This is a genomic window from Streptomyces sp. NPDC001380, assembly GCF_042895785.1.
GTDB lineage: Bacteria > Actinomycetota > Actinomycetes > Streptomycetales > Streptomycetaceae > Peterkaempfera.
Map to the genome: position 1 here is coordinate 50903 of NZ_JBIAWP010000023.1, position 19578 is coordinate 70480.

Genomic DNA, 19578 nt, shown 5'->3' on the forward strand with positions numbered 1-19578 from the left:
GGCCGCAGGGTTCGGCCGGACCGGCGCGAGCTGCGGGACCGGCCGGACCGGCGGGTCGGCGTCACCGGTACGGCGGGACGTCCATCCGGCCGGTCACGGTGTCCTCGTCGGTGTCGGAGGTGCGCACCGCCACGGTCACCGTCCACCGGCCCGGCAGCGGAACCCGCAGGTCGTCGGCCTGCCAGACGTAGCCGCGCCGCCGCAGCCGCACCTCCATCGGGCCGATCCCCCGCTCCGGGAGGGCGATGCGGACCCGCACCTCGGGGACCAGCGCGACGGCGTCGCCCCGGGCGAGCACGACGGCCTGCAGGGTGTTGTCGCCGGTGCGGCCGGGGTCCATGACGACGTCGACCTTGCCCCGGCCGCGGCCCGCCGGGGCACCCGTGTCGAAGGGGAGCTCCAGGAACGCGGTGGGCGCCGGGGCGGCCGCCGCGGCCGCGGACCCCCGGCCGGTACGGGCGGGCTCCGCCGCCGTGAGCGCGGTCGTCAGCGCGAGCACGACCGCGCCCACGGCCACCTCGGCGGCCACCGAGCGCCGCAGCCGGCGCCGGGCGTCGCCCGTCCCCGGTGCCGCCTCCGCCGGCTCCGGGAGCGGGGCGTCCGGGCCGCCCGACCCCCTCGGACCGTCGTCCGGGGCGCCACCCGGGGCGTCCGGCCCGAGCGGGCCGCCCGGGAGCGGGCCGTCCGCGGCCGCCTCCGCCGCCGGCCGGGTCGCGACGGCCGCGACGGCCGCCGCCGTCCGGGCGTCCGCCCGCAACGGCTGCCGGGCCGGGCGCGCCGTCCACCGCCGCGAGTACCCGGCCGCCGCCAGCAGCAGCGCCACCCCGGCGAGCTTGGCCAGCAGCAGCCGCCCGTAGCCGGTCCCGGTGAGGGCGCCCCAGGAGCCGACCTGCCGCCACGACTGGTACGCCCCCGTCACCGCCAGCACCGCGACCGCCGCATGCGCCGCCCGCGAGAAGCGGGCCGCCGCCCCAGCGGCCCGCGCCGCCGGCTCCGGCGCCCGGCGCAGCAGGACGAGCAGCGCGGCCAGGCCGCCCAGCCACACCGCGGCCGCCAGCAGGTGCAGCAGGTCCAGCGGCACCGCCAGGGCGGTCTGCGGGCCCACCGACGCGTGCTCGGCCGCCGCCCAGGTGGCCGCGGTGCCGCAGACGAGCGCCGCGGGGAGGAGCAGCGCCGCGACGGCCGGCGGACCGGCCCGGCGCGGCCCGGCCGGGTACGGCTCGGCCTGCCGCAGCACCGGGCCCAGCAGGACGGCCAGGGCCAGCCGCAGCAGCAGGGCCCGCGCGGGCCTGCCGCCCGCCGTCGCCCGCAGCGCGGCCGCGTCGAGGGAGCCGCCCGACTCGTACGGGGTGCGCAGCACCAGCAGCAGCACCGTGGCGGCGACCAGGCCCAGCCAGGCCGCGAGCAGGAGGCGGCGCAGCGGCGCGGGCACCGGCCCGCGCAGGCACACGCCCGCGAGGAACGCACCGCCCGCGAGCAGGCAGAACGCCGCGTAGGCGAGGCCGCGGCCCACGCCGTAGACGAGGGCGACCGGGCCGCCGCCCGTGTCCTGGGCGGGTGCGGCCACCGCGGCGGACTCGCGGCCGAAGGAGAAGGCGGACCCGCCCGAGACGGGGTGGCCGTCGGCGGAGACCACCCGCCAGGAGACCGTGAAGGTCCCCCGGGGCAGCCGGCCGCCGAGGCCGACGCGGACGGTGCGGCCGTCGCCCCCGGCGTGCCCGGGCCGCCGGTCGTCGGCGCGCAGGCCGTCCGGGCCCAGGACCCGGACGGCGTCCGGGGGCACCGACACGTCCTCGCTGAAGCGGAGGACCACCTCGGTGGGGGCGGTCCGCAGGAGCACGCCGCCGGCGGGGGCCGCACGCTCCAGGACGGCGTGGGCGGCCGCCCGCCCGGCGCCCAGGGGCAGCAGCGCGCACAGCAGGAGCAGCACCGTCAGCGGGCGCCGCAGCGCACCGATCGCCATGGACCACTCCCCGGTGCCGTCGACCGCCGTCGGCAGCGCCTACGCGCACCGGGCGGAAACGGTTCACCGGGGAGGGCCGCGGCGGGGGCACCGCGGAGAGGGGCCGCCCGGGAAGGGCCGCCCGCAGCGGGACGCCCGGGGCCGGACGCCGGGGACGGGACGCCGAGGGCCGGGGTCACCCGCGTTTGCGGGCCACCCCCGCCCAGTAGTAGGCGGCCGCGGGGTCGGCCGGCGGCTCGCCGTCCGGGCGCCAGCCCATGACGGGCACGACGCCGGGCTCGACCGGCTCCCAGTCGCCGAGGAACCGCGCCACCTCGTCGCGGGTGCGCGGCACCAGCGTCATCCCCCCCTGGGCGGCCATCGCGGCGACCCCGGCCATGGCCTCCGGGTCGAAGTCGGCGCCGGGGTGGGTGACGGCGACGTAGCTGCCGGGCGCCAGCGCGTCCATCAGCTCCCGGACCAGCCCCCACGGGTCCTCGGCGTCCTCCAGCAGCATCAGCACCGCGACCAGGGTCAGGCCGACCGGCCGGTCCAGGTCCAGGGTCCCGGCCAGCGCCGGGTCGGCGAGGATCCTGCCGGGCTCCCGCAGGTCGGCGTGGATGTAGGCGGTGCCGCCCTCCCCGCCGCCCGTCATCAGGGCCCGCGCGTGCGCCAGCACGATGGGGTCGTTGTCGACGTACACCACCCGGCTGTCGGGGGCGACGGCCTGCGCGACCTCGTGGGTGTTGCCCTCGGTGGGGATGCCGGTGCCGATGTCCAGGAACTGGCGGATGCCGCCCTCCGCCGCGAGGTGGCGCACCGCACGGCCCAGGAACCGCCGGTTCTCGCGGGCCATGGCCCGGATGCCGGGGATCTGCTTCTCGAACATCTCGCCGAGCGCGCGGTCCGGCGCGAAGTTGGTCCTGCCGCCGAGCCAGTAGTCGTACATCCGCGCCGAGTGGGGCAGGTCGGTGCGCAGGTCGACCGGCTCCACCCCCGTCTGCGGACGCATCCAGTCAGCCGTTCCCACCATGCTCCCACCCCTGCCCTCGGCAGCCGACGACCCGTCAGTCCGCCATGCTAGGGCCGCACCGGCCGTCCGGCGCCCCGTACGGCGGAACGCCCGGGACGGCCCCGGGGGCCCGCCCACCGGGGAGCCACCGGGGAGACGGCGGGGAGGCGGCGGGGAGGCGGCGGGGACGGCACCGGACCGGCCCGACTGCGACCGCGCCCCGGGGGTAGGCGACCAGGCCGGACAGGAGCCGGTCCGCACGGAACGGCCCCTGCCGAGCCGGATCGAGGTGACGACATGGCCGGCCCCCGCCGCAGCGGCACCGAACCCCGCCACGCCCGCAGCGACCTGCCCCTGCGCCGCACCCTGTCGCTGGTCTTCGGCGCGCTCTTCGCCGTCGGTGCGGCGGCCTTCGCCCTCCTGGCCTGGCGGACCGTCCCCGGCGGCAGCGCCCCGAACCGCGACACCTACGTCTTCTTCGCGGCCCTGTGCGCGGCCTTCGCCGCCGTCGCGGCGGTCGACCTGGCCGTCGTCGCCCGGCGCATGTCCCGGGACCGGCCGCCGTACGGGCGGTGACGGGGGCCCGGCCCGGGGCGGCCCGGCCCGTGGCTGGACGGCCCGCGACAGGACGGCCCGGGGCTGGACGGCCGGTGACGGTCCGGTCCGCGCCGCGGGGTGCGCGGCGGCCCTGCGGCGGTGCACCCTGAAGGGAGGAGCCGCACGACCCCCGGAGGACGTCTTGGCCATGCCCCTGCTGCGGATCCACGCCGACGCCTCCTGCCCGGACGCCCACCCCGCGGACGGCGGCACCGCCGACCTCTGCGCCCTGCGGACGCTCGTCGTCGCCGACGTGCTGCTGCGCACCGCAGCCCTCGGGGGCCGGCAGACCGTCCTCGGACTGGCCCTGCCGGACCTGCCCGAGGAGCGGGTGAAGGAGCTGATGCGGGACGCCGCCCTGCTGAACGTCCACCCGCCGACCGTGCAGGTGGGCGTGCAGGACGTCACCGGCGCGCTCGGCGGACCGGCCGACGTGCACGTGGTCTGCCCCGGGGCCGTGCCGCACGCCGCCCCCGGGGCCGGCCGCATCGACGTCGGCCCGGTCACGGCGCCCCCCGGCGCCCTGGACGACCCCCCGGCCCTGCGGCTCGCCCTCCTGGGCCTGGCGCCCGGCGAACCGGCCGACCTCACCTCCGGCGACCTGCGGCGGGCCGCCGCCACGACCGCCCGGTGGCGGGCGCTGGTCGCCGCGTGGGCGTGCGAGCCGTCCCGTCCGATGCACGCGGCGACCGTCCGTGAGGCGCGCGCCCGGTTCGCCGACGGCCTGGACACCCGGACCGCCCTCGCCCTGCTGCACCGGCTGGAGGAGGCGGAGGAGGTGCCGGCCGGGTCCCGGTTCGAGACCTTCGCCCACCTCGACCGGGTGCTGGCCCTGGAACTGGCCCGCGACGTCGGGCGCTGACCGCACCACGCGCACCACCTGGAGGCACCGTGCCCGAGGAGCCGGTCCGCATCCCCCTCGACGGGTCGCACCTCGCCGGCGACGTCGTCCTCCCCGCGCGGCCGCACGGCCTGGTGCTCTTCGCCCACGGCAGCGGCAGCTCCCGCCACAGCCCGCGCAACCGGGCCGTGGCGGGGGTCCTGCAGCAGGCCGGCCTGGGGACGCTGCTGCTCGACCTGCTCACCGAGGAGGAGGAGCGGATCGACGCCGTGACGGCCGGGTACCGGTTCGACATCCCGCTGCTGTCGCAGCGGCTGGTGGCGGCGGTGGACGCGGCCGCCGCCGCCCCGGCGACGGCCGGCCTGCCGCTGGGCCTGTTCGGCGCCAGCACCGGCGCGGCGGCCGCCCTGGAGGCGGCGGCGGAGCGGCCGGACCGGGTCCGGTCCGTGGTCTCCCGCGGCGGCCGCCCGGACCTGGCGGGGCGGGCGCTGGGCCGGGTCCGGGCGCCCGTGCTGCTGCTGGTCGGCGGCCGGGACCACGAGGTGCTGCGGCTGAACCGGGAGGCGGCCGCGCTGCTCGCCGCGCCCCACGAGGTCGTCGTCGTCCCCGGCGCGACGCACCTCTTCGAGGAGCCCGGCACGCTGGAGGAGGTGGCGGCGGCCGCCGCCGACTGGTTCCTGCGGATGCCCGGCGGCACCGGCGCGGAGCCCTCCGGGGGCGGCGGCGCACCCCCCGGCCGCCCCTGACCGGGCCGCCTGGTAACCATACGGGGGCCGGTGACCCGCACCGGTCCCCCGCGAAGGAGCCGGCGTGGCCGCCAGACCGACCGTCCTGCACGTCACCGACCTGACCTACCCCGCCGCCGGCCGCCGCTACGGCGACGAGGACACCCGCCTCTCCGCCCGGCTGCGCGAGGAGTTCACCGTCGCCCTGTGCCACCCGGTCGACGCGGTGCGGCTGATGGACGGCTTCGACGCCGTCCTGGTCCGCAACAGCGGCCCGGTGCTGCACCACCGCGAGGCGTACGACGCGTTCCGCGCCCGGGCCGCCGCGCACGGCACCCGCGTCCTCAACCCGCTGCACGGCCGGGGCGACATGGCCGGCAAGGGCTACCTGGTGGAGCTGACCGCGGCCGGGTACCCGGTCATCCCCACCGCGGACCGCAGCGAGGACCTCGGCCGCCTGCCGCAGGCGCCCGCGTACGTCGTCAAGCCGGTGCAGGGCGCCGACTCCCTCGGCCTGCGGACCGTCCCCGCCGCCGGCCTCCCCGGCCTCGCCGGCCCCGTCGCGGACGGCGGGCTGCTGGTGCAGCCCCGGATCGACTTCCGGTACGAGGTGTCGTTCTACTTCGTCGACCGGGTCTTCCAGTACGCCCTGTACGCACCCCGGCCGGACCGCCGCTGGGAGCTGGAGCCCTACCGGGCGGACGCGGCCGACCTGGAGTTCGCGCAGCGCTTCGTCGACTGGAACACCCTCGACCACGGGATCCAGCGGGTGGACGCCTGCCGCACCCGCGGCGGCGGGCTGCTCCTGGTCGAGCTGGAGGACCTCAACCCCTACCTCTCGCTGGACCTGCTGGACTCGGGGACCCGGGACGCCTTCACCGCCGCCCTCGTGCGGTCCCTGCACTCCCTCCTCGACGCGGGCTGAGCCCCGCCCGGCCCGCCCCGGCACCGCACACCCCCGCACCCCAACCCCTCGCCAGAGCCCATCGGGAGGACGCCCGTGACCGCGTACGAGAAGGACGGGGCGGAGATCTACCGCCGGTCGTTCGCCACGATCCGCGCCGAGGCCGACCTCGCCGGACTGCAGCCCGCCGAGGAGCGGGTCGCCGTCCGCATGATCCACGCCTGCGGCATGGTGGACCTGGTCCGGGACCTGGCGTTCGGCCCGGGGGCGGTCGCCCGCGGCCGGGCCGCGCTGCGGGCCGGCGCGCCGGTGCTGTGCGACGTGGCCATGGTCGCCCACGGCGTCACCCGCCGGCGGCTGCCCGCGGACAACGAGGTGGTGTGCACCCTCGGCGACCCGGCCGTGCCGGACCTGGCCCGCGAGCTGGGCACCACGCGCAGCGCCGCCGCCCTGGAGCTGTGGCGGGACCGGCTGGACGGCGCGGTGGTCGCGGTCGGCAACGCGCCCACGGCCCTCTTCCGGCTGCTGGAGCTGGTCGAGTCGGGCGCCGGGCGCCCGGCCCTGGTCATCGGCACGCCGGTGGGCTTCGTCGGGGCCGCGGAGTCCAAGCAGGCCCTGGCCGCCCACCCCGCGGCGCTGGACCACCTGGTGGTGCACGGCCGCCGCGGGGGCAGCGCGATGGCGGCGGCCGCGGTCAACGCGCTCGCCTCGGACGAGGAGTGACCGGCACGGGGTGACCGGCACGGGGTGACCGGCACGGGGTGGCGGGCGGAGGCCACGGACGCGGGGGCGGGAGCGGCGGGGCGCGGAGGACGGCGGGACGGCGGGACGGCGGGACGGCGGGACAGCGGTCTCACAGCCCCCGCAGCCAGCGCACCGCCCCCGCGACGTCCTCCGCGGCGGGCACCCCCGGCGGCAGCGGCGGCCGCCGCACCAGCAGCACGGGCAGACCCAGCTCGCGCGCGGCGGTGAGCTTGGCGGCGGTGGCCTCCCCGCCGCTGTCCTTGGTCACCACCGCGTCGATGCGGTGCCCTGCCAGCAGCTCCCGCTCCCCCTCCACGGTGAACGGCCCGCGGGCGAGCAGCACCCGGACGTGGGCGGGCGGCGGCGGGTCGGGCGGCTCCACCGACCGGGCCAGGAACCACACGCCGGACACCCCCGCGAAGGCCGCGGCCTCCCCCCTGCCCGTGGTCAGCAGGACCCGCCGGCCCAGGGACGGCACCAGCCGCGCCGCCTGCGCCACCGACCCGGCCCAGTGCCAGGCGTCGCCGGGTCCGGCCACCCACCCGGGGCGCCGGAGGACCAGCAGGGGAACATGGACGGCGGCGGCCGCCGCGGCCGCGTTGGCGGTGACGGTCCGGGCGAAGGGATGTGTGGCGTCGATGACCGCGTCCACCCGCTGCTCCAGCAGCCAGGCGGCGAGCCCCTCCGGGCCGCCGAAGCCGCCGGTGCGCACCAGCCCGGCGGGGAGCCGGGGCTCCGCCGTGCGGCCGGCCAGCGAGCTGACCACGTCCACCGCGGGGTCGGCGGCCAGCACGTCCGCCAGTCGGCGGCCCTCCGCCGTGCCGCCCAGGACCAGCACCCTCACCGCACACCCCCGCGGCCCGCACGGCCGCGGCCGCCAGGGCAGCCGCAGGGGCACCCGTGGCTGAGCGGCGGAGCGACGGCGGCAGCGGCAGCGGCAGCGGCGCACGGGACGGATCGGGCGGCGGGGGCGGCGTGGGCGGTCGCGCCGGGCAGCTGCGCAGCAGCGGCCTGCGGCACGGCTGGACCACCGGCACCTGCGCGACCGCCGCGGCCACGGCCGCGTACACCGCCCTGCTGACCGGGGACTTCCCGGACCCGGTGGCCGTCGTCCTGCCCGGCGGGCAGCGGCCGTCCTTCGCCCTCGCCGCGGAGGAGCTGGCGGAGGGCCGGGCCATGGCGGGCGTCGTCAAGGACGCCGGGGACGACCCGGACGTCACCCACGGCGCCCTGGTCCGCGCCACCGTCCGCCCGGCCGCGCCCGGCTCCGGGGTGGTCTTCCGCGCCGGGCCCGGCGTGGGCACCGTCACCCGGCCCGGCCTGCCGCTGCCCGTCGGCGAACCCGCCGTCAACCCCGTGCCCCGGCGGATGGTGCGCGACGCCGTCGCGGCCGTCGCCGCCCGGCACGGCGGCAGCGGCGACGTGGAGGTCGAGCTCTCCGTCGACCACGGGGAGGAGATCGCCCGTTCCACGTGGAACCCCCGCCTCGGCATCCTCGGCGGGCTGTCGATCCTCGGCACGACGGGCATCGTGGTGCCGTACTCCTGCTCCGCCTGGATCGACTCGATCCGGCGCGGCGTCGACGTGGCCCGCGCCGCCGGGCGCACCCACGTCGCGGCCTGCACCGGCGCCACCTCCGAGCGGGCCGCCGTCGAGGCGTACGGGCTGCCCGAGGACGCGCTGCTGGACATGGGCGACTTCGCGGGCGCCGTCCTCAAGTACCTGCGCCGCCACCCCGTGCCGCGGCTCACGGTGGCGGGCGGCTTCGCCAAGCTGTCCAAGCTGGCCGCGGGCCACCTCGACCTGCACTCGGGCCGCTCCCGGGTCGACCACGCCCTCCTCGCGCGGCTCGCCCGCGAGGGCGGCGCCGGCGACGCCCTCGCGGAGGCCGTGGCCTCGGCCGGCACCGCGCTGGAGGCGGTCCGGCTCTGCGCGGCGGACGGCGTGCCGCTCGGCGGCCTGGTCGCCGCGGCGGCCCGCGGCGCCGCCCTGGAGGTGCTGCGCGGCGCGCCGGTCGCGGTGGACGTGCTCTGCGTCGACCGGGCGGGCGCGGTCGTCGGCCGCGCGGAGGCCGCCGGGCCGCGCTGAGGCCCGGGCGTCCGGCCGGGGCCCGGCCGCACCGGGCCCCCGCCGGCCCGGGGTCAGTCGCGGCAGTTGCCGAAGAGGATCCGGTACGCGACCAGCAGCACCAGGGAGCCGGCGATCGCCGCGCCCCAGGTGGCCAGGTCGAAGAAGTGGTTGCCGATCGTCCGGTGGAGCAGCTTGGCCGAGAGCCAGCCGCCGACGAACGCCCCGGCGATCCCGATCAGCGTCGTGACGATCAGGCCGCCGGGGTCGCGCCCCGGCAGGAGGATCTTGGCGATGGCCCCGGCGACCAGGCCGAGGACGATCCAGGCGACGATTCCCATGCTGGTGCCCTGCCTCTCGGATGCCGCGCGGACGGCGCACGGTCACCGGTGGGGACGCGGCCGGGGCCCCCGGCGGTTTCACCGGCGGAACCCCCGGTCGGGGTCGCGCGGCTCCTCGCCCTCGAAGGGCGTGAACCAGGCGGGCGCGCGCAGGTCGCCGAGGCCGAGCTCGCGGTTGGCCTCCGACTCGGGGTCCTCGATGCCGTCCGCGCCGGGGTCCTCCAGCAGCAGGACGCCGCCGTCCTGGAGGAACGCCTCCCGGCACGCCTCCCAGTCGTAGTCGTAGGGGTGGGCGGGCAGCTCCTCCATCAGCTCCGCGATGTGGTCGGGCTCGTCCTCCAGCGCCGCCGCGGCGTCGTCCAGGGCCAGGTGCAGGGCCATCTCCTCGGCGGGGCAGCGGGGCTGCGGCCAGCGGCCGTCGGCGAGGTCGCCCGCGAGGTCGTCGAAGGCGCGGGCCATGGAGCGCCGCCACGGGACGTCCTGCCGCCAGGTCAGCCGGGGCAGCCGCCCCAGCAGGGCCCACTCGTGCTCCTCGCCGGGCTCGACGGGCGCGCCGCCGTACTCCTCCACGTCGTCGTAGCCCGCGTCGGAGAGCGCGGAGAGCTGCTCGTGGAGCAGGCACGCGGTGCGCGGGGTGAGCAGCCAGCCGCCGGCCGCGGCGTCGGGGGGCAGGTCGAGGGGGAAGACCTCGGCGAAGTCGGGCTCGAAGGAGTCGCCGGGCGCGGTGGTGAGGGCGCCGCCCAGCAGCTCCACGCCGGGGACGCCCTCCAGCAGCTGCTCGGGGTCGAGCAGGACGTTGAGGGCGCCCTGCGGGCCCTCGTCGACCTCGGCAGCCATGCCGGCGCGCTGGCGCTCGGGGTCGGCGCCCTCGAAGCCGATGCCGGCCACCGCGCGGTGGCCGGCCGCCCGCAGCGCCGGCCAGTCGGTGACGCGGATCCGGAGGGTGACGACGGCCTCGATCTCCTGGCCCGCCGCGTCGTCCGGTCCGCCCCCGGTGGTCTGTGCGTCGTGATCGCCCATGGGGCCACAGTAGGGAGTCGGCGGCACCGGAGGCCGCCGCACCCGCCGCCGCGGCGGCCGCGGCTCCGTCCGGCCCGGCCGCCGGCGCCCCCGCGACGCCGTCTCCGCCCCTCCGGACGGCGGGCGGCCTGCGGCTCGGAGCCGGGGGCCGGGACGGCCTGGGGCCGGGGGCCGGATCAGGCCAGGGCCAGGAAGAGCTTCTCCAGCTCCTGCTCCGTCATGGGCGGCGCGTCGCCGTCGGCGGCGGCCATGCACTGCCGCATACCGCTGGCCACGATCTTGAACCCGGCCCGGTCCAGCGCCCGCGACACGGCCGCGAGCTGGGTGACCACGTCCTTGCAGTCCCGGCCCGCCTCGATCATGGCGATCACCCCGGCCAACTGGCCCTGGGCGCGGCGCAGCCGGTTGAGGACCGCACCCGTCGCCTCCTCGTCCACCTGCATCGACGCCCTCTCCTTCACCTCGGCGGTCCGGCCCGCGGGCCGTGCCGTGCCGTGCGGCCGGTGCGCGTCCGCCCGCACCGCGGGACCGGCGGGCATACCCGGGCCGGTATCGTCCCGCCGGGTCAACGGCCGGGGCCGCGCGGCCATTCCCGCGCCCCGGCGGCCGGGCCGCCCCGCAGGCCCCGGCTGGCCATGCTGCGGCCCGGCCGCCGGACGGCGCGGCGGGCGGCAGGGCCGCCCCGGTCAGTGCTCGGAGTAGCTGAGGTCGCCGATGGTCCAGCTGCTCACGTCGGCGATGGCGACCCGGTACATGCCGCCGGTCTCCGGGAGCCCGAGGCTGCCCTGGAGGATCCTCGCCACGTGGAAGTACAGGTGCGTCGGGCGGCCGCCGCCGTCACCGGCGCCGGTCCCGTCGCCCGCGGCCGTCGCCGAGGGGACGAACACCCCCGCGAACCCCTTGAGGTGCTCCGAGGCGCCCAGCACCTCCGCCACCCGCTGCTTCCACACGGCTTCCGGGGCGAGCTTCCCGGTGATGACGGCTCCGGGGACGACCACGGTCAGGGGCATCTGATTGCTGTGCTCCGACTCCACCTTGGCGGCGAGGTCGATGAGCAGGCCATCGGGGTTCGACATGTCCCCAGATTAGTGCGCGCCGCCGCTCCCCGGGCGGGGCCGGGTCCACCCGGCGTCCCGGGCCCGGGGAGCGGCGCCGGCGTCACCGCACGGAGGGGGCCGGGAGCGGGGGCGGCGTCCGGGCTGCGGCCGGGGCGGGGCCCGGCCGCAGCACCCGCTCGGCCAGCTCCCCGAAGAGCAGGCCGAAGGCGGTCCACAGGGCGGCCTGCACGGCGAGCGCGGCGAGGCGGAACCGCCACAGCAGCGTCGCCGGGAAGTCCGCCGGCACCTCGTCCACCCCCGGCAGGAGGGCGTAGGCCAGCCCGACCGCGAGGAGGAGGGCGCCGGCCGCCGCAACGGAGGCGTACCAGGCGCCGAACCGCGGCACGAGGGCGCGGCCGAGGACCGCCGCGGCGGACGCGAGCAGCACGCCCAGCAGCATCATCAGGACGTACAGGGCCGTGCGCCTCCCGATGGTGTCGGGATCGCCGACCGACGGCGGGTTCGCCGGGTACTTCAGGAACGGCACCAGGTACAGGCCCGCCAGGGCGGCGAGCGACACCAGCGCCGCGGTCGCCCGGGGGGCGAGGCGGCCGGTGCGGCCGAGGGCGAAGCAGAAGGCCAGCGCCGCGACGCCGCCCACGGCGGTCCCGAAGAGCAGGACCCCCGTGGCCAGGCCGCCGGTCGACTGCAGCGTCCGGCTGAAGAGCTCCTCGCCGTGCCCGTGCCCGTGCGCGTGGGACTCCTCGAAGGCGACGGCCGCCTCCACCCGGGGCTCCCCGAGCAGGTACGACACGGCGAGCGCGACCACGCCGGCGGCGAGGCCCGCCAGCATGCCGCGCACCAGCAGGGCCCGGACCAGTGCCGACCCGGCGGGTGCCGGACGGGACGGAGGGGGCGGCGGGGACGGCGGGGGGACGGGGGCGGCGGGCGAACGCCCGCCGGATGCGGGCTTCACGGGTGCGTCCCCCGCTCAGTGGCAGGGGAAGCCGAGCAGGTGGCGGGCGTCGTGCACCCACTCGTGCACCGCCTCGCCGGAGACGAGCGACGTGGCGCCCTGCTCGGCGCCGACGAAGTACAGCACCACCAGGGCCATGACGGCCAGGAAGGCCGCCCACGGCAGGATCTCGCGGACGGACAGGGGTGCCGCGACGGGGCGGACGGGGGGAAGGGCAGCCGGAACGGCGGTCTCTGCCATGGCAGGGCCTCCTCTGGGAACACGCGTCCCACTCGATGGAGCACGGACGACGGCGCCGGGTCTGACTTACCGTCAACCGCATCCCCCCGAGGGAGGGCTGCGCCTGCGCGGCATACAGTGGCGCGACCGTGCCGGACTCTCACCGGGCTTCCGTCACGCCGTCGTCATGGTGCGACGACCGTACCGTGAACGGGCAGTCGGGCCAAGGGCGCCTTTCGGGCATCCGGACCGGCGGCGGCCCCGGACGGGCCGGTTGCGCCCGGCGCCCCGGTCCGGGCGATCCGCCGTCAGCAGGGTCCCGGCGGCCCCGGCGGGGAATCCCCCGCGGGATCCGGACAGGAGGAGGACCGATGACCGTGCGGGTGTCCCTGGTCGCCCCGGCGGGCTGCGCCGCGCTGCGCGAGGCGCGGTTCGGCGACGGGAGCGGACCGGACGGCAGCGGCGGCGGCGGCCTGGACGCCGGCGGCCTGCGGCGGGCACGGGCGGCGGCCGGGCGGGCTCCCCGCGGCGCCCTGGTCCTCGCCTCCCCGTCGGCGCGCTGCCGGGAGACGGCGGCGGCCCTCGGCCTGCGCGCCGCCCCCGAGGACGCGCTGCGCGGGTGCGACCCGGGCCGCTGGCGGGGGCTGCGGCTGGACGAGGTCGCGGCGGCCGAGCCCGCTGCGGTCGCCGCCTGGCTGGCGGACCCCGCGGCCGCGCCGCACGGCGGCGAGTCCCTGCTCGGCCTGCTCGCCCGGGTCGGCGCCTGGCTGGACGGCCTGGCGGAGGGCGGCCCGGCCCGCGTCGTCGCGGTCGCCGAACCGGACGTGGTGCGCGCCGCCGCCGTCCACGCCCTCGGCGCCCCGCCCCGCACCTTCTGGCGCCTGGACGTGGCACCCCTCACCGCCACCGCCCTCAGCGGCCGCGCCGGCCGCTGGAACCTCCGCCCCGGCGCCCCGCTCGCCCCGGCCGTCCTCCCCGTCGGGGAGGACGGCGGCGAAGCCGCCCGCTGACCCCGCCCGGGAGCGCGGGACCCGTGGGGAGCCCGGGGTGCCGGACCGGGCGGCTCCTCCACCGGGACGGGCCGCCGGACCGCGGTACGGTCCGCCGACAGGCCGTCGGACCACCCGGCGGCCCATCGGCCTCGCGCGGCCCCACGGATCCGCCGGTCCCGGGGAACGGCGGGACGGGCGCGGCGAGCAGCCCCGCCGCGTTGCCGGCGCGAGGACGCCGCCGCCCGCTGCGGGGCCCTGCCGCCGCGGCCGCCCTCCGGACGTACGGCCAAACCCTCGGCGGTCAAGGGGAGTTGACCGCCCACGGCTCACGGCTGCCGACAGGTCCGGACCGAGCACCGGCCCCGGGAGAAGGTGAGTACGGGTACTCAGGTGGGGCGGTGATCACCGGCCCGATCATTCACCCATGCGATCGATCTCCCTGACGAAGTCCCTGCTGGCCGCGACCCTCGGCTGCGCCGCCCTCTCCGCCTGCGGCACCCCGGCCCCCGCCGCCGCCGGTGCCGGCCACGCCTCCGCGGCCCCCGCCGCCGCCCACGCCCCGGCAGCCCGGCAGGAGGCTCCGCCTGCCGCCGGCGACCCGCAGATGCGCTTCCTCGACCTGGTCAACCGCACGATGCAGCGCTGCGCCTCCCGGACGCTCGGGGACAAGGGCGACGCCTCCGCCCCCCAGGGCCTGCCGGTCCGGAACCCGGGCGACGCGGCCCCGCGGCCCGAGGACCTGCCCGGCTGGGAGGGCCCGCAGACCCCGCGGTTCGGACCGGGCCGGACCCCGCCCGGCACCCCCGACGCCCACGGCGACATCGCCGTCCCCCTCCCCGCCGACGCCCCCGAGCCGCCCGCGCCCACCGCCACCGCCCCCCGCACCGGCGCGCCCCGCGAGGTCCCGCTGAGCGAGATCGAGGCGTGCGAGGGCACCGCCCACGCCGACCGCATCACCGCCGCCCTCCGCGGCACCGCGGTCACCGGCTACGAGGCGCTGCAGGCCGAGCTGACCGGCCTGGACTACCCCGCCGAGTGCATCCACCGCATGCCGCAGCGCCCCGGCGAGCCCCGCGCCCGCATCGACCTGCGCTTCATGGGCGGCAACCTCGCCCTGGAGGTCACCGCCACCCGCGACGGCGCCTTCGTGGAGCCCTTCGGCGCCCCGGAGACCGAGGACGTCCGGGTCGCCGACGTCCGGCGCGCGTCGCAGTCCGGCGCGCGTCGCAGTCCGGCGCGCGTCGCAGTCCGGCGCGCGTCGCAGTCCGGCGCGCGTCGCAGTCCGGCGCGCGTCGTGGTCCGGCGCGCGTCGTGGTCCGGCGCACGGCACCCCGGCCCGGCACGACGGGCCGCCGGCCCGTCCTCCGCCGCGCCGGGCGGGAGGAACCCGGGCGCGTCAGTGCTGGAGCCAGACCTTGGCGACGACGAGGACCAGCCCCAGGAGCAGGTTGACGGCACCGGCGGACACGACCTGCCACCAGGCCGCTCCGGCCCGCAGCACTGCGGCACTGGCCCACAGGACCTGCTGCACCACCGCGGCGCCCAGCCCCAGCCATGCCGCGCCCCTGAAGCCCAGTCCCAGCAGCGGGCTGGACGCGATCAGGGCGGCCGGCAGGAAGGCCGCCTGGACGATCGGCCACTCGCGCGTGCAGATGCGGCGGACGCCGGCCCGGCCGACAGGCTGGTCGCGCAACCGCTCGCCCACGAAGCCCGCGTAGACGTGCGCGGCCCAGAACACCACACCGGTGCAGAGGAGCAGCAGGGCCAGCTCCAGGCGCGGGTACGGACCCGGCGTCCCGGCTCCGGCCACCACCGAGGCGGCGAGCAGTGAACCGTAGACCGCCCCCGCATAGTTGACCCGTCCGGGACCCGGCAGCCGCCGCGCGTCCGCACCACCCGCCGAAGTACCCCGTGCCACCCGTTCAGCATCCTCGCGTCCGCCGCACGCCGCATCCGCGGCACCGCGGTCCCGGGCCGTACCGGCGTCGCGGAGCCCCGGGTGCGGTCCGCCCCGTCAGCCCGCCCCGGACGGGGTGGAGGGGGGACGTGCCCGATGCCTCACGGAGGCCGCGGTGGGCGGACCCCGGCCCGCCGCGGGCCGGCGAGGCACAAACGGAGGCCCCCGCGGTCTCCGCGGGGGCCTCCGTCGTGTTCCGGTGCAGGTCGGGCGGGGTGGGCCGCCAGGGGCTCGAACCCTGAACCTACGGATTAAAAGTCCGCAGCTCTGCCAATTGAGCTAGCGGCCCGCCGGCAGTGCGCCGGTGAACGCGGCTGCTGCCGAGTGAAGCGTACCCGGAGATCCCCGGGTGTCCGCCACTGCATTGAGAGGGTGTCCCGCCGGGGGCCTCGAGGCTCCGGCCCCCGGCGGGACGGCGGGCTCAGTACAGGCCGCTGTAGCCCTGCCAGCCGGTGGCGATCCGGGTGCCGCCCGCGTACGAGCCGTTGCCCCTGCCGTTCCAGCGGACCACGTTGCCGCGGGTGTCCCGGCCCACGAGGTCGGCCTTCCCGTCGCCGGTGAGGTCTCCGACGCCGGCCAGGGCGTTGTAGGCGTTGAAGCCGGAACCGAGCCGGACACGGGCGCTCCAGCCGCCCGCGCCGTTGCCGAACCACCGCCAGAGGACCCCGGCCCGGTCCCGGCCGAGCAGGTCGCCGACGCCGTCGCCGTTCAGGTCGCCGGCCCCCACCAGCAGCGTGTAGCCGGACAGGCCGGAGCCGGCCCTGCGCCGCGGGTCGAGCCGGCCGGTGCTGTTCGCCGGGTACATCCACAGCACGCCGTACCGGTCCCGCGCCAGGAGGTCCGGGCGTCCGTCACCGGTCAGGTCGCCGGGCGAGAGGAGCCGGTCGTACCGGCCCCAGCCCTCCTCGTCGAGCACCGCGAGGGACGGGCGGACCGTGCCGCCGCAGGTGCCGTAGGCGATCTCCAGAGTGCCCCGGAAGCGGAGCAGCACGTCGTTGCAGCGGTCGCCGTCCAGGTCGCCGATCGGCACGACGGCGCTCAGGAGCGGCATGTGCGTGGCGGCGATCCGCCGGGCGGCGCCGACGCCGCCGGTGCCGGTGGCCGGACGGTAGCCGACGTCCCCGGCGGAGTTGGAGACGAGGACGTCGCCGAGCGCGGAGGAGCCGTAGTCGTGGGCGGCGGGGGCGCCGCCGCTCACGCGCACCGTGCCGGAGGCGGTGGCCACCGGTCCGGTGCCGTCGGCGGGGGTGAAGGCCACCGACCAGGCGTAGGTGCCGTCGGCGACCCGGGCATCGGTGCTGCCCCGCCCGCTCCAGTAGATCTCGACCCGGCCCGCGGCGGGACGGCCGGAGGCGGTCCGCACGACGCGCCCGGTCCGCGGGTCCCGCACCTCGAGCCGCCAGCCGGAGGTCGGACGGGTGAGCCACCAGGTGCTGTGCCAGCTCTCGCCCGAGCGCAGGTCGATCGCGGCGGCGCCCTCCCGGCGGTCGGCCACGGCCAGGGGCGAGGCGGGCACGCCGCTGGCCTGCACGTGAACGGCGTCCTGGGCGTCGACGTAGGCGATGCGGCCGCCGTTGCGGTCCACGGCCCAGCCGTCGCCGGGGTCCGCGTCGCGGGCGGTGCCGACCGGACGGGACACGGGGGCGTCCCCCCGCACGTCGGTGAGGGTCAGCAGGCCGCCGGCGTCGGCGCGGACGGTGAAGCCGTCGCCGAGCACGGTGCGGCCGCCCGCGGGGACCGGGGTGGTGCGGTGGGCCGCGGTGTCCAGCACTCCGGCCTGCTCGGCTCCGCACGCCCAGTACACCCAGCGGCCGGTCGCCTGGAGTTCGGTGGGGGTGCAGGAGGCGCCCAGCGCGATCGGGGCGGCCGCCCTGCCGGTGGCGATGTCGGTCACGGACACCGTGCCCGGCGCGGCCCCGGGCTGCAGCAGCGCGGTGCCGTGCAGGGCGCCGACCGGTCCGGTGCCGGTGCGCACGACGTGGCGCGAGTCGGTGTCGACGACCTCCACGAGCGCGCCGCCCCCGGCCTGCCGCACCCGGTGGAGGACGTGGCGGCCGTCCGCGTCGACGACCTCGGAGGGGCCCTGTCCGGCGCCGCCGAGCGTGTCGTCGGGCTGCTCGGCCCGTTGCCCGGTCTCCAGGAAGTGCGGGCAGTCCGCACCCAGCCAGCAGTCGGCGTAGCGCGCACCGGCGGCGGTCGTGAAGGGTGCGGCCACCGTGATGTCGCCCGCCGCTCCGATCTGCCGGCTGGTCAGCGACGCCGCCCGGCCGCTCGGGGGCAGGGTCAGCGCCGTCAGCCAGCCCTGGGCCGTCGAGAGGCCGCGGACGAGGGTGCGGTTCGGCGTGGGGGTGTACACCCGGTGGAGGACCGGGACGCCCGAGGCGTCCGGCTCGACACGCTGGACGCCCCAGTCGGGGCTCGCCGCGGCGTCGGCGCCGGAGCCGCCGACGAGCAGCGCACCGCCGTCGGGCAGGGGGACGCCCTGGGCGGTGGCGGTCGCGAGCAGGGGCCGCTCCTCGCCGTCCGTGAGGTGGATCGCGACGGTGCGGAAGGCGGGGGTGTCGGTGCCCGGGCCCGTTCCGGGGTCGTCGGCGGAAGCCTCCCACCGGGCGGCCAGCAGCCAGTCGCCCACCAGGCCGACGGGCCGGACGGCGGCCTGCCGGGGCAGCGGGTAGCTGCGCTCCGGGGTGTCGAGGTCGTCGTAGCGGTACAGCAGGAAGCGGCCGTCGGCGGTCCACACGCCCAGGTGGTCGCTGCCGCGGACGAAGGGGGCGTCGTCGACGGTGTGCTGTTCGAGCAGCGGGCGTGCCGTGTGGTCGGCGAGGGTGACGTACGACCGGTGGGAGGCGCCGGAGGTGTCGGTCATGGTCACGGCGAAGCCGCGGGGGCCCGTCCACAGGAAGGAGTTGAACGTGCGTATACGGGCGGGCAGGCCGCCGACCTGCTCCCGGCCGACGGTGCCGTCCGTACGCGGGGTCAGCAGGTGGAGGGTCTGGGTCCCGTCGGCGGCCGTGCCCGAGGCCACGACGGTGGAACCCGCGGTCGTCCGGTAGGTCGTGCCCGTCGGCACGGGGACCACTGCGACGGCTCCGGTGGCCATGTCCTGGAGGACGGCCGTGGTCCTCCCCGGGTTGCGGGGGGACGCCACGACGTCGGGGCCGCCCGTCCAGGTACCGGACGCCTGCTCCGGCGGGGCGGCGACTCTGCGGGTCGCGCCGTCGTAGGAGGTCCAGAGGAGGCCGAGGGCCTGCTGGGTGTGGAGGAAGCCCGTCGTGCCGCCCAGGGAGGGCGTGTCGGTCTGGACGCCGGGCAGGGTCCAGGCGGGGATCACCGCCTCCTGGGGGGACACCGCACCCCGGGGGGCGGACGCGGCTGCGGCCGACGGCACGGCGGCGAGCGGGGACAGGGTCAGGGCGAGGACGGTGAAGGCGGCGGCGGGCCTGCGCAAGGACGGCTCCTGGAGCACGGGAGTGCGGTGGGGGCGGTGGAGCACGGCGACAGGGCGGCCTCGCAGCGGCGGACGGCGCCTCATGATCACGTGCGGTCGCCGGAGCCTAGCACCCGGGCGGGACGCCTCACCGGGCGGAGAGGCGGTCCGGGCGGGATGCGCGCGATGTCCGCGGGACGGACAGGGCCGATCCGGACACACGGCAGCGGCGGGACGTCGGGGGCGCGGCGGGGTGGACACCGCAGGCCCGGTACCAGCGCGTCCGGGGCGGACGCCCCGGTCCGCCCGTGCGTGCGGGCGGCCCGGGGCGGACGCGGAGACGGCCCGGAGCCGCCTCCCGTCCGGACGATGTCCGGGGGAGGCGGCCCCGAGCCGTGGTCACCGGCGCCGCCGGTACGGGGTCGGCCGCTGCGGGCCGGCCGACGGCGGGTCAGCCGTTGCGCTTCCAGCGCGGCTTGCGGTCGGCGCCGCCGAAGCCGCTGCCGCTGCTGCTGCCGCCGTTGTCGCGGCGCTCGAAGCCGCGGCCGCCGGCGCCGTGCTCACGGTCGCCGAAGGAGCGGCCGCCGGAGCGGTGGTCGTCGCGCCGGCCCTGGGGGCGGCTGGTGCGGTCCCGGTCGCCGAACGACGGACGGGCGCCGCGGTCGCGGTCGCCGCCGTACGGGCGGTCGAAGGAGCGGGCCGGACGGTCCCCGCCGCGGTGGTCGCCGCCGCGGTCGCGGTTGAAGCCGCCACGGTCGTCCCGACGCTCGAACGAAC

18 protein-coding genes, 1 tRNA gene, 1 pseudogene and 1 riboswitch are annotated in these 19578 nt (G+C 78.8%); of the genes and pseudogenes, 8 read left to right on the top strand and 12 right to left on the bottom strand.

All coding sequences use genetic code 11. The annotated features are described in order from the left end of the window. Nucleotides 1-61 precede the first annotated feature (61 nt). The gene (locus ACFY07_RS23895) at nt 62-1963 is read right to left on the bottom strand and encodes a copper resistance protein CopC (protein ID WP_390871468.1); all 1902 of its coding nucleotides are present in this window, start codon (nt 1961-1963) and stop codon (nt 62-64) included. A gap of 175 nt (nt 1964-2138) precedes the next feature. Beyond that, the gene (locus ACFY07_RS23900; protein ID WP_390871470.1) at nt 2139-2975 is read right to left on the bottom strand and encodes an SAM-dependent methyltransferase; all 837 of its coding nucleotides are present in this window, start codon (nt 2973-2975) and stop codon (nt 2139-2141) included. A gap of 276 nt (nt 2976-3251) precedes the next feature. Between ACFY07_RS23900 and ACFY07_RS23905 the strand changes: the two genes are divergently transcribed. The 5 genes from ACFY07_RS23905 to ACFY07_RS23925 all read left to right on the top strand — a co-directional run bounded on the left by ACFY07_RS23905 (nt 3252) and on the right by ACFY07_RS23925 (nt 6744). Then, entirely contained in the window at nt 3252-3530 is a 279-nt protein-coding gene (locus ACFY07_RS23905; protein ID WP_230652153.1) for a DUF6343 family protein, read from the top strand. 163 nt (nt 3531-3693) lie between these two features. Beyond that, complete coding sequence (locus ACFY07_RS23910) at nt 3694-4413, top strand: hypothetical protein (protein WP_390871472.1); 720 nt, start codon at nt 3694-3696, stop codon at nt 4411-4413. Nucleotides 4414-4442: 29 nt separating this feature from the next. Next, nucleotides 4443-5138 carry a dienelactone hydrolase family protein gene (locus ACFY07_RS23915; protein WP_390871474.1) on the top strand — a complete coding sequence of 232 codons (696 nt, stop codon included), beginning with the start codon at nt 4443-4445 and terminating at the stop codon, nt 5136-5138. A 64-nt stretch (nt 5139-5202) separates the two neighbouring features. Beyond that, complete coding sequence (locus ACFY07_RS23920) at nt 5203-6042, top strand: hypothetical protein (protein ID WP_390871475.1); 840 nt, start codon at nt 5203-5205, stop codon at nt 6040-6042. 75 nt (nt 6043-6117) lie between these two features. Beyond that, on the top strand, nt 6118-6744 hold the full coding sequence (locus ACFY07_RS23925; RefSeq protein ID WP_230652145.1) for a precorrin-8X methylmutase: 627 nt from the start codon (nt 6118-6120) through the stop codon (nt 6742-6744). A gap of 130 nt (nt 6745-6874) precedes the next feature. Here the strand turns inward: ACFY07_RS23925 and ACFY07_RS23930 are convergent, their stop codons facing one another. Further along, nucleotides 6875-7609 carry a cobalt-precorrin-6A reductase gene (locus ACFY07_RS23930; RefSeq protein WP_390871477.1) on the bottom strand — a complete coding sequence of 245 codons (735 nt, stop codon included), beginning with the start codon at nt 7607-7609 and terminating at the stop codon, nt 6875-6877. 131 nt (nt 7610-7740) lie between these two features. On the opposite strand from ACFY07_RS23930, the gene ACFY07_RS23935 reads away from it, so the two are divergent. Continuing rightward, the gene (locus ACFY07_RS23935) at nt 7741-8853 is read left to right on the top strand and encodes a cobalt-precorrin-5B (C(1))-methyltransferase (protein ID WP_390871541.1); all 1113 of its coding nucleotides are present in this window, start codon (nt 7741-7743) and stop codon (nt 8851-8853) included. 53 nt (nt 8854-8906) lie between these two features. On the opposite strand, the gene ACFY07_RS23940 is transcribed toward ACFY07_RS23935, so the two are convergent. From ACFY07_RS23940 to ACFY07_RS23965, 6 genes are all read right to left on the bottom strand, one after another. Further along, on the bottom strand, nt 8907-9173 hold the full coding sequence (locus ACFY07_RS23940; protein ID WP_390871479.1) for a GlsB/YeaQ/YmgE family stress response membrane protein: 267 nt from the start codon (nt 9171-9173) through the stop codon (nt 8907-8909). Between the two features lie 78 nt (nt 9174-9251). Beyond that, nucleotides 9252-10193, bottom strand: a complete 942-nt coding sequence (locus ACFY07_RS23945; RefSeq protein ID WP_390871480.1) for a hypothetical protein — start codon at nt 10191-10193, stop codon at nt 9252-9254. 176 nt (nt 10194-10369) lie between these two features. Further along, nucleotides 10370-10636: a metal-sensitive transcriptional regulator gene (locus ACFY07_RS23950; protein ID WP_230652139.1), complete on the bottom strand. Its 267-nt coding sequence runs from the start codon at nt 10634-10636 to the stop codon at nt 10370-10372. A 243-nt stretch (nt 10637-10879) separates the two neighbouring features. Beyond that, entirely contained in the window at nt 10880-11269 is a 390-nt protein-coding gene (locus ACFY07_RS23955) for a hypothetical protein (RefSeq protein ID WP_390871482.1), read from the bottom strand. A gap of 82 nt (nt 11270-11351) precedes the next feature. Continuing rightward, nucleotides 11352-12110, bottom strand: coding sequence for a CbtA family protein (locus ACFY07_RS23960; protein WP_390871543.1), 759 nt, complete (start codon nt 12108-12110; stop codon nt 11352-11354). Between the two features lie 111 nt (nt 12111-12221). Next, the gene (locus ACFY07_RS23965) at nt 12222-12446 is read right to left on the bottom strand and encodes a CbtB-domain containing protein (protein ID WP_390871484.1); all 225 of its coding nucleotides are present in this window, start codon (nt 12444-12446) and stop codon (nt 12222-12224) included. A 59-nt stretch (nt 12447-12505) separates the two neighbouring features. Further along, a riboswitch (cobalamin riboswitch) is annotated at nt 12506-12598 on the bottom strand. 198 nt (nt 12599-12796) lie between these two features. Here ACFY07_RS23965 and ACFY07_RS23970 point away from each other — a divergent pair. Both ACFY07_RS23970 and ACFY07_RS23975 read left to right on the top strand, forming a co-directional pair. Further along, nucleotides 12797-13435, top strand: coding sequence for a histidine phosphatase family protein (locus ACFY07_RS23970; protein WP_390871486.1), 639 nt, complete (start codon nt 12797-12799; stop codon nt 13433-13435). Between the two features lie 406 nt (nt 13436-13841). Next, nucleotides 13842-15248, top strand: coding sequence for a hypothetical protein (locus ACFY07_RS23975; RefSeq protein WP_390871488.1), 1407 nt, complete (start codon nt 13842-13844; stop codon nt 15246-15248). Nucleotides 15249-15590: 342 nt separating this feature from the next. Here the strand turns inward: ACFY07_RS23975 and ACFY07_RS23980 are convergent. The 3 genes and pseudogenes from ACFY07_RS23980 to ACFY07_RS23990 form a co-directional block, all read right to left on the bottom strand. Continuing rightward, a tRNA-Lys gene (locus tag ACFY07_RS23980) sits at nt 15591-15663 on the bottom strand. Nucleotides 15664-15795: 132 nt separating this feature from the next. Then, nucleotides 15796-18822 carry an FG-GAP-like repeat-containing protein gene (locus ACFY07_RS23985; protein WP_390871490.1) on the bottom strand — a complete coding sequence of 1009 codons (3027 nt, stop codon included), beginning with the start codon at nt 18820-18822 and terminating at the stop codon, nt 15796-15798. A gap of 430 nt (nt 18823-19252) precedes the next feature. Further along, a pseudogene (locus ACFY07_RS23990) lies at nt 19253-19578 on the bottom strand (RNA helicase); the annotation flags it as partial.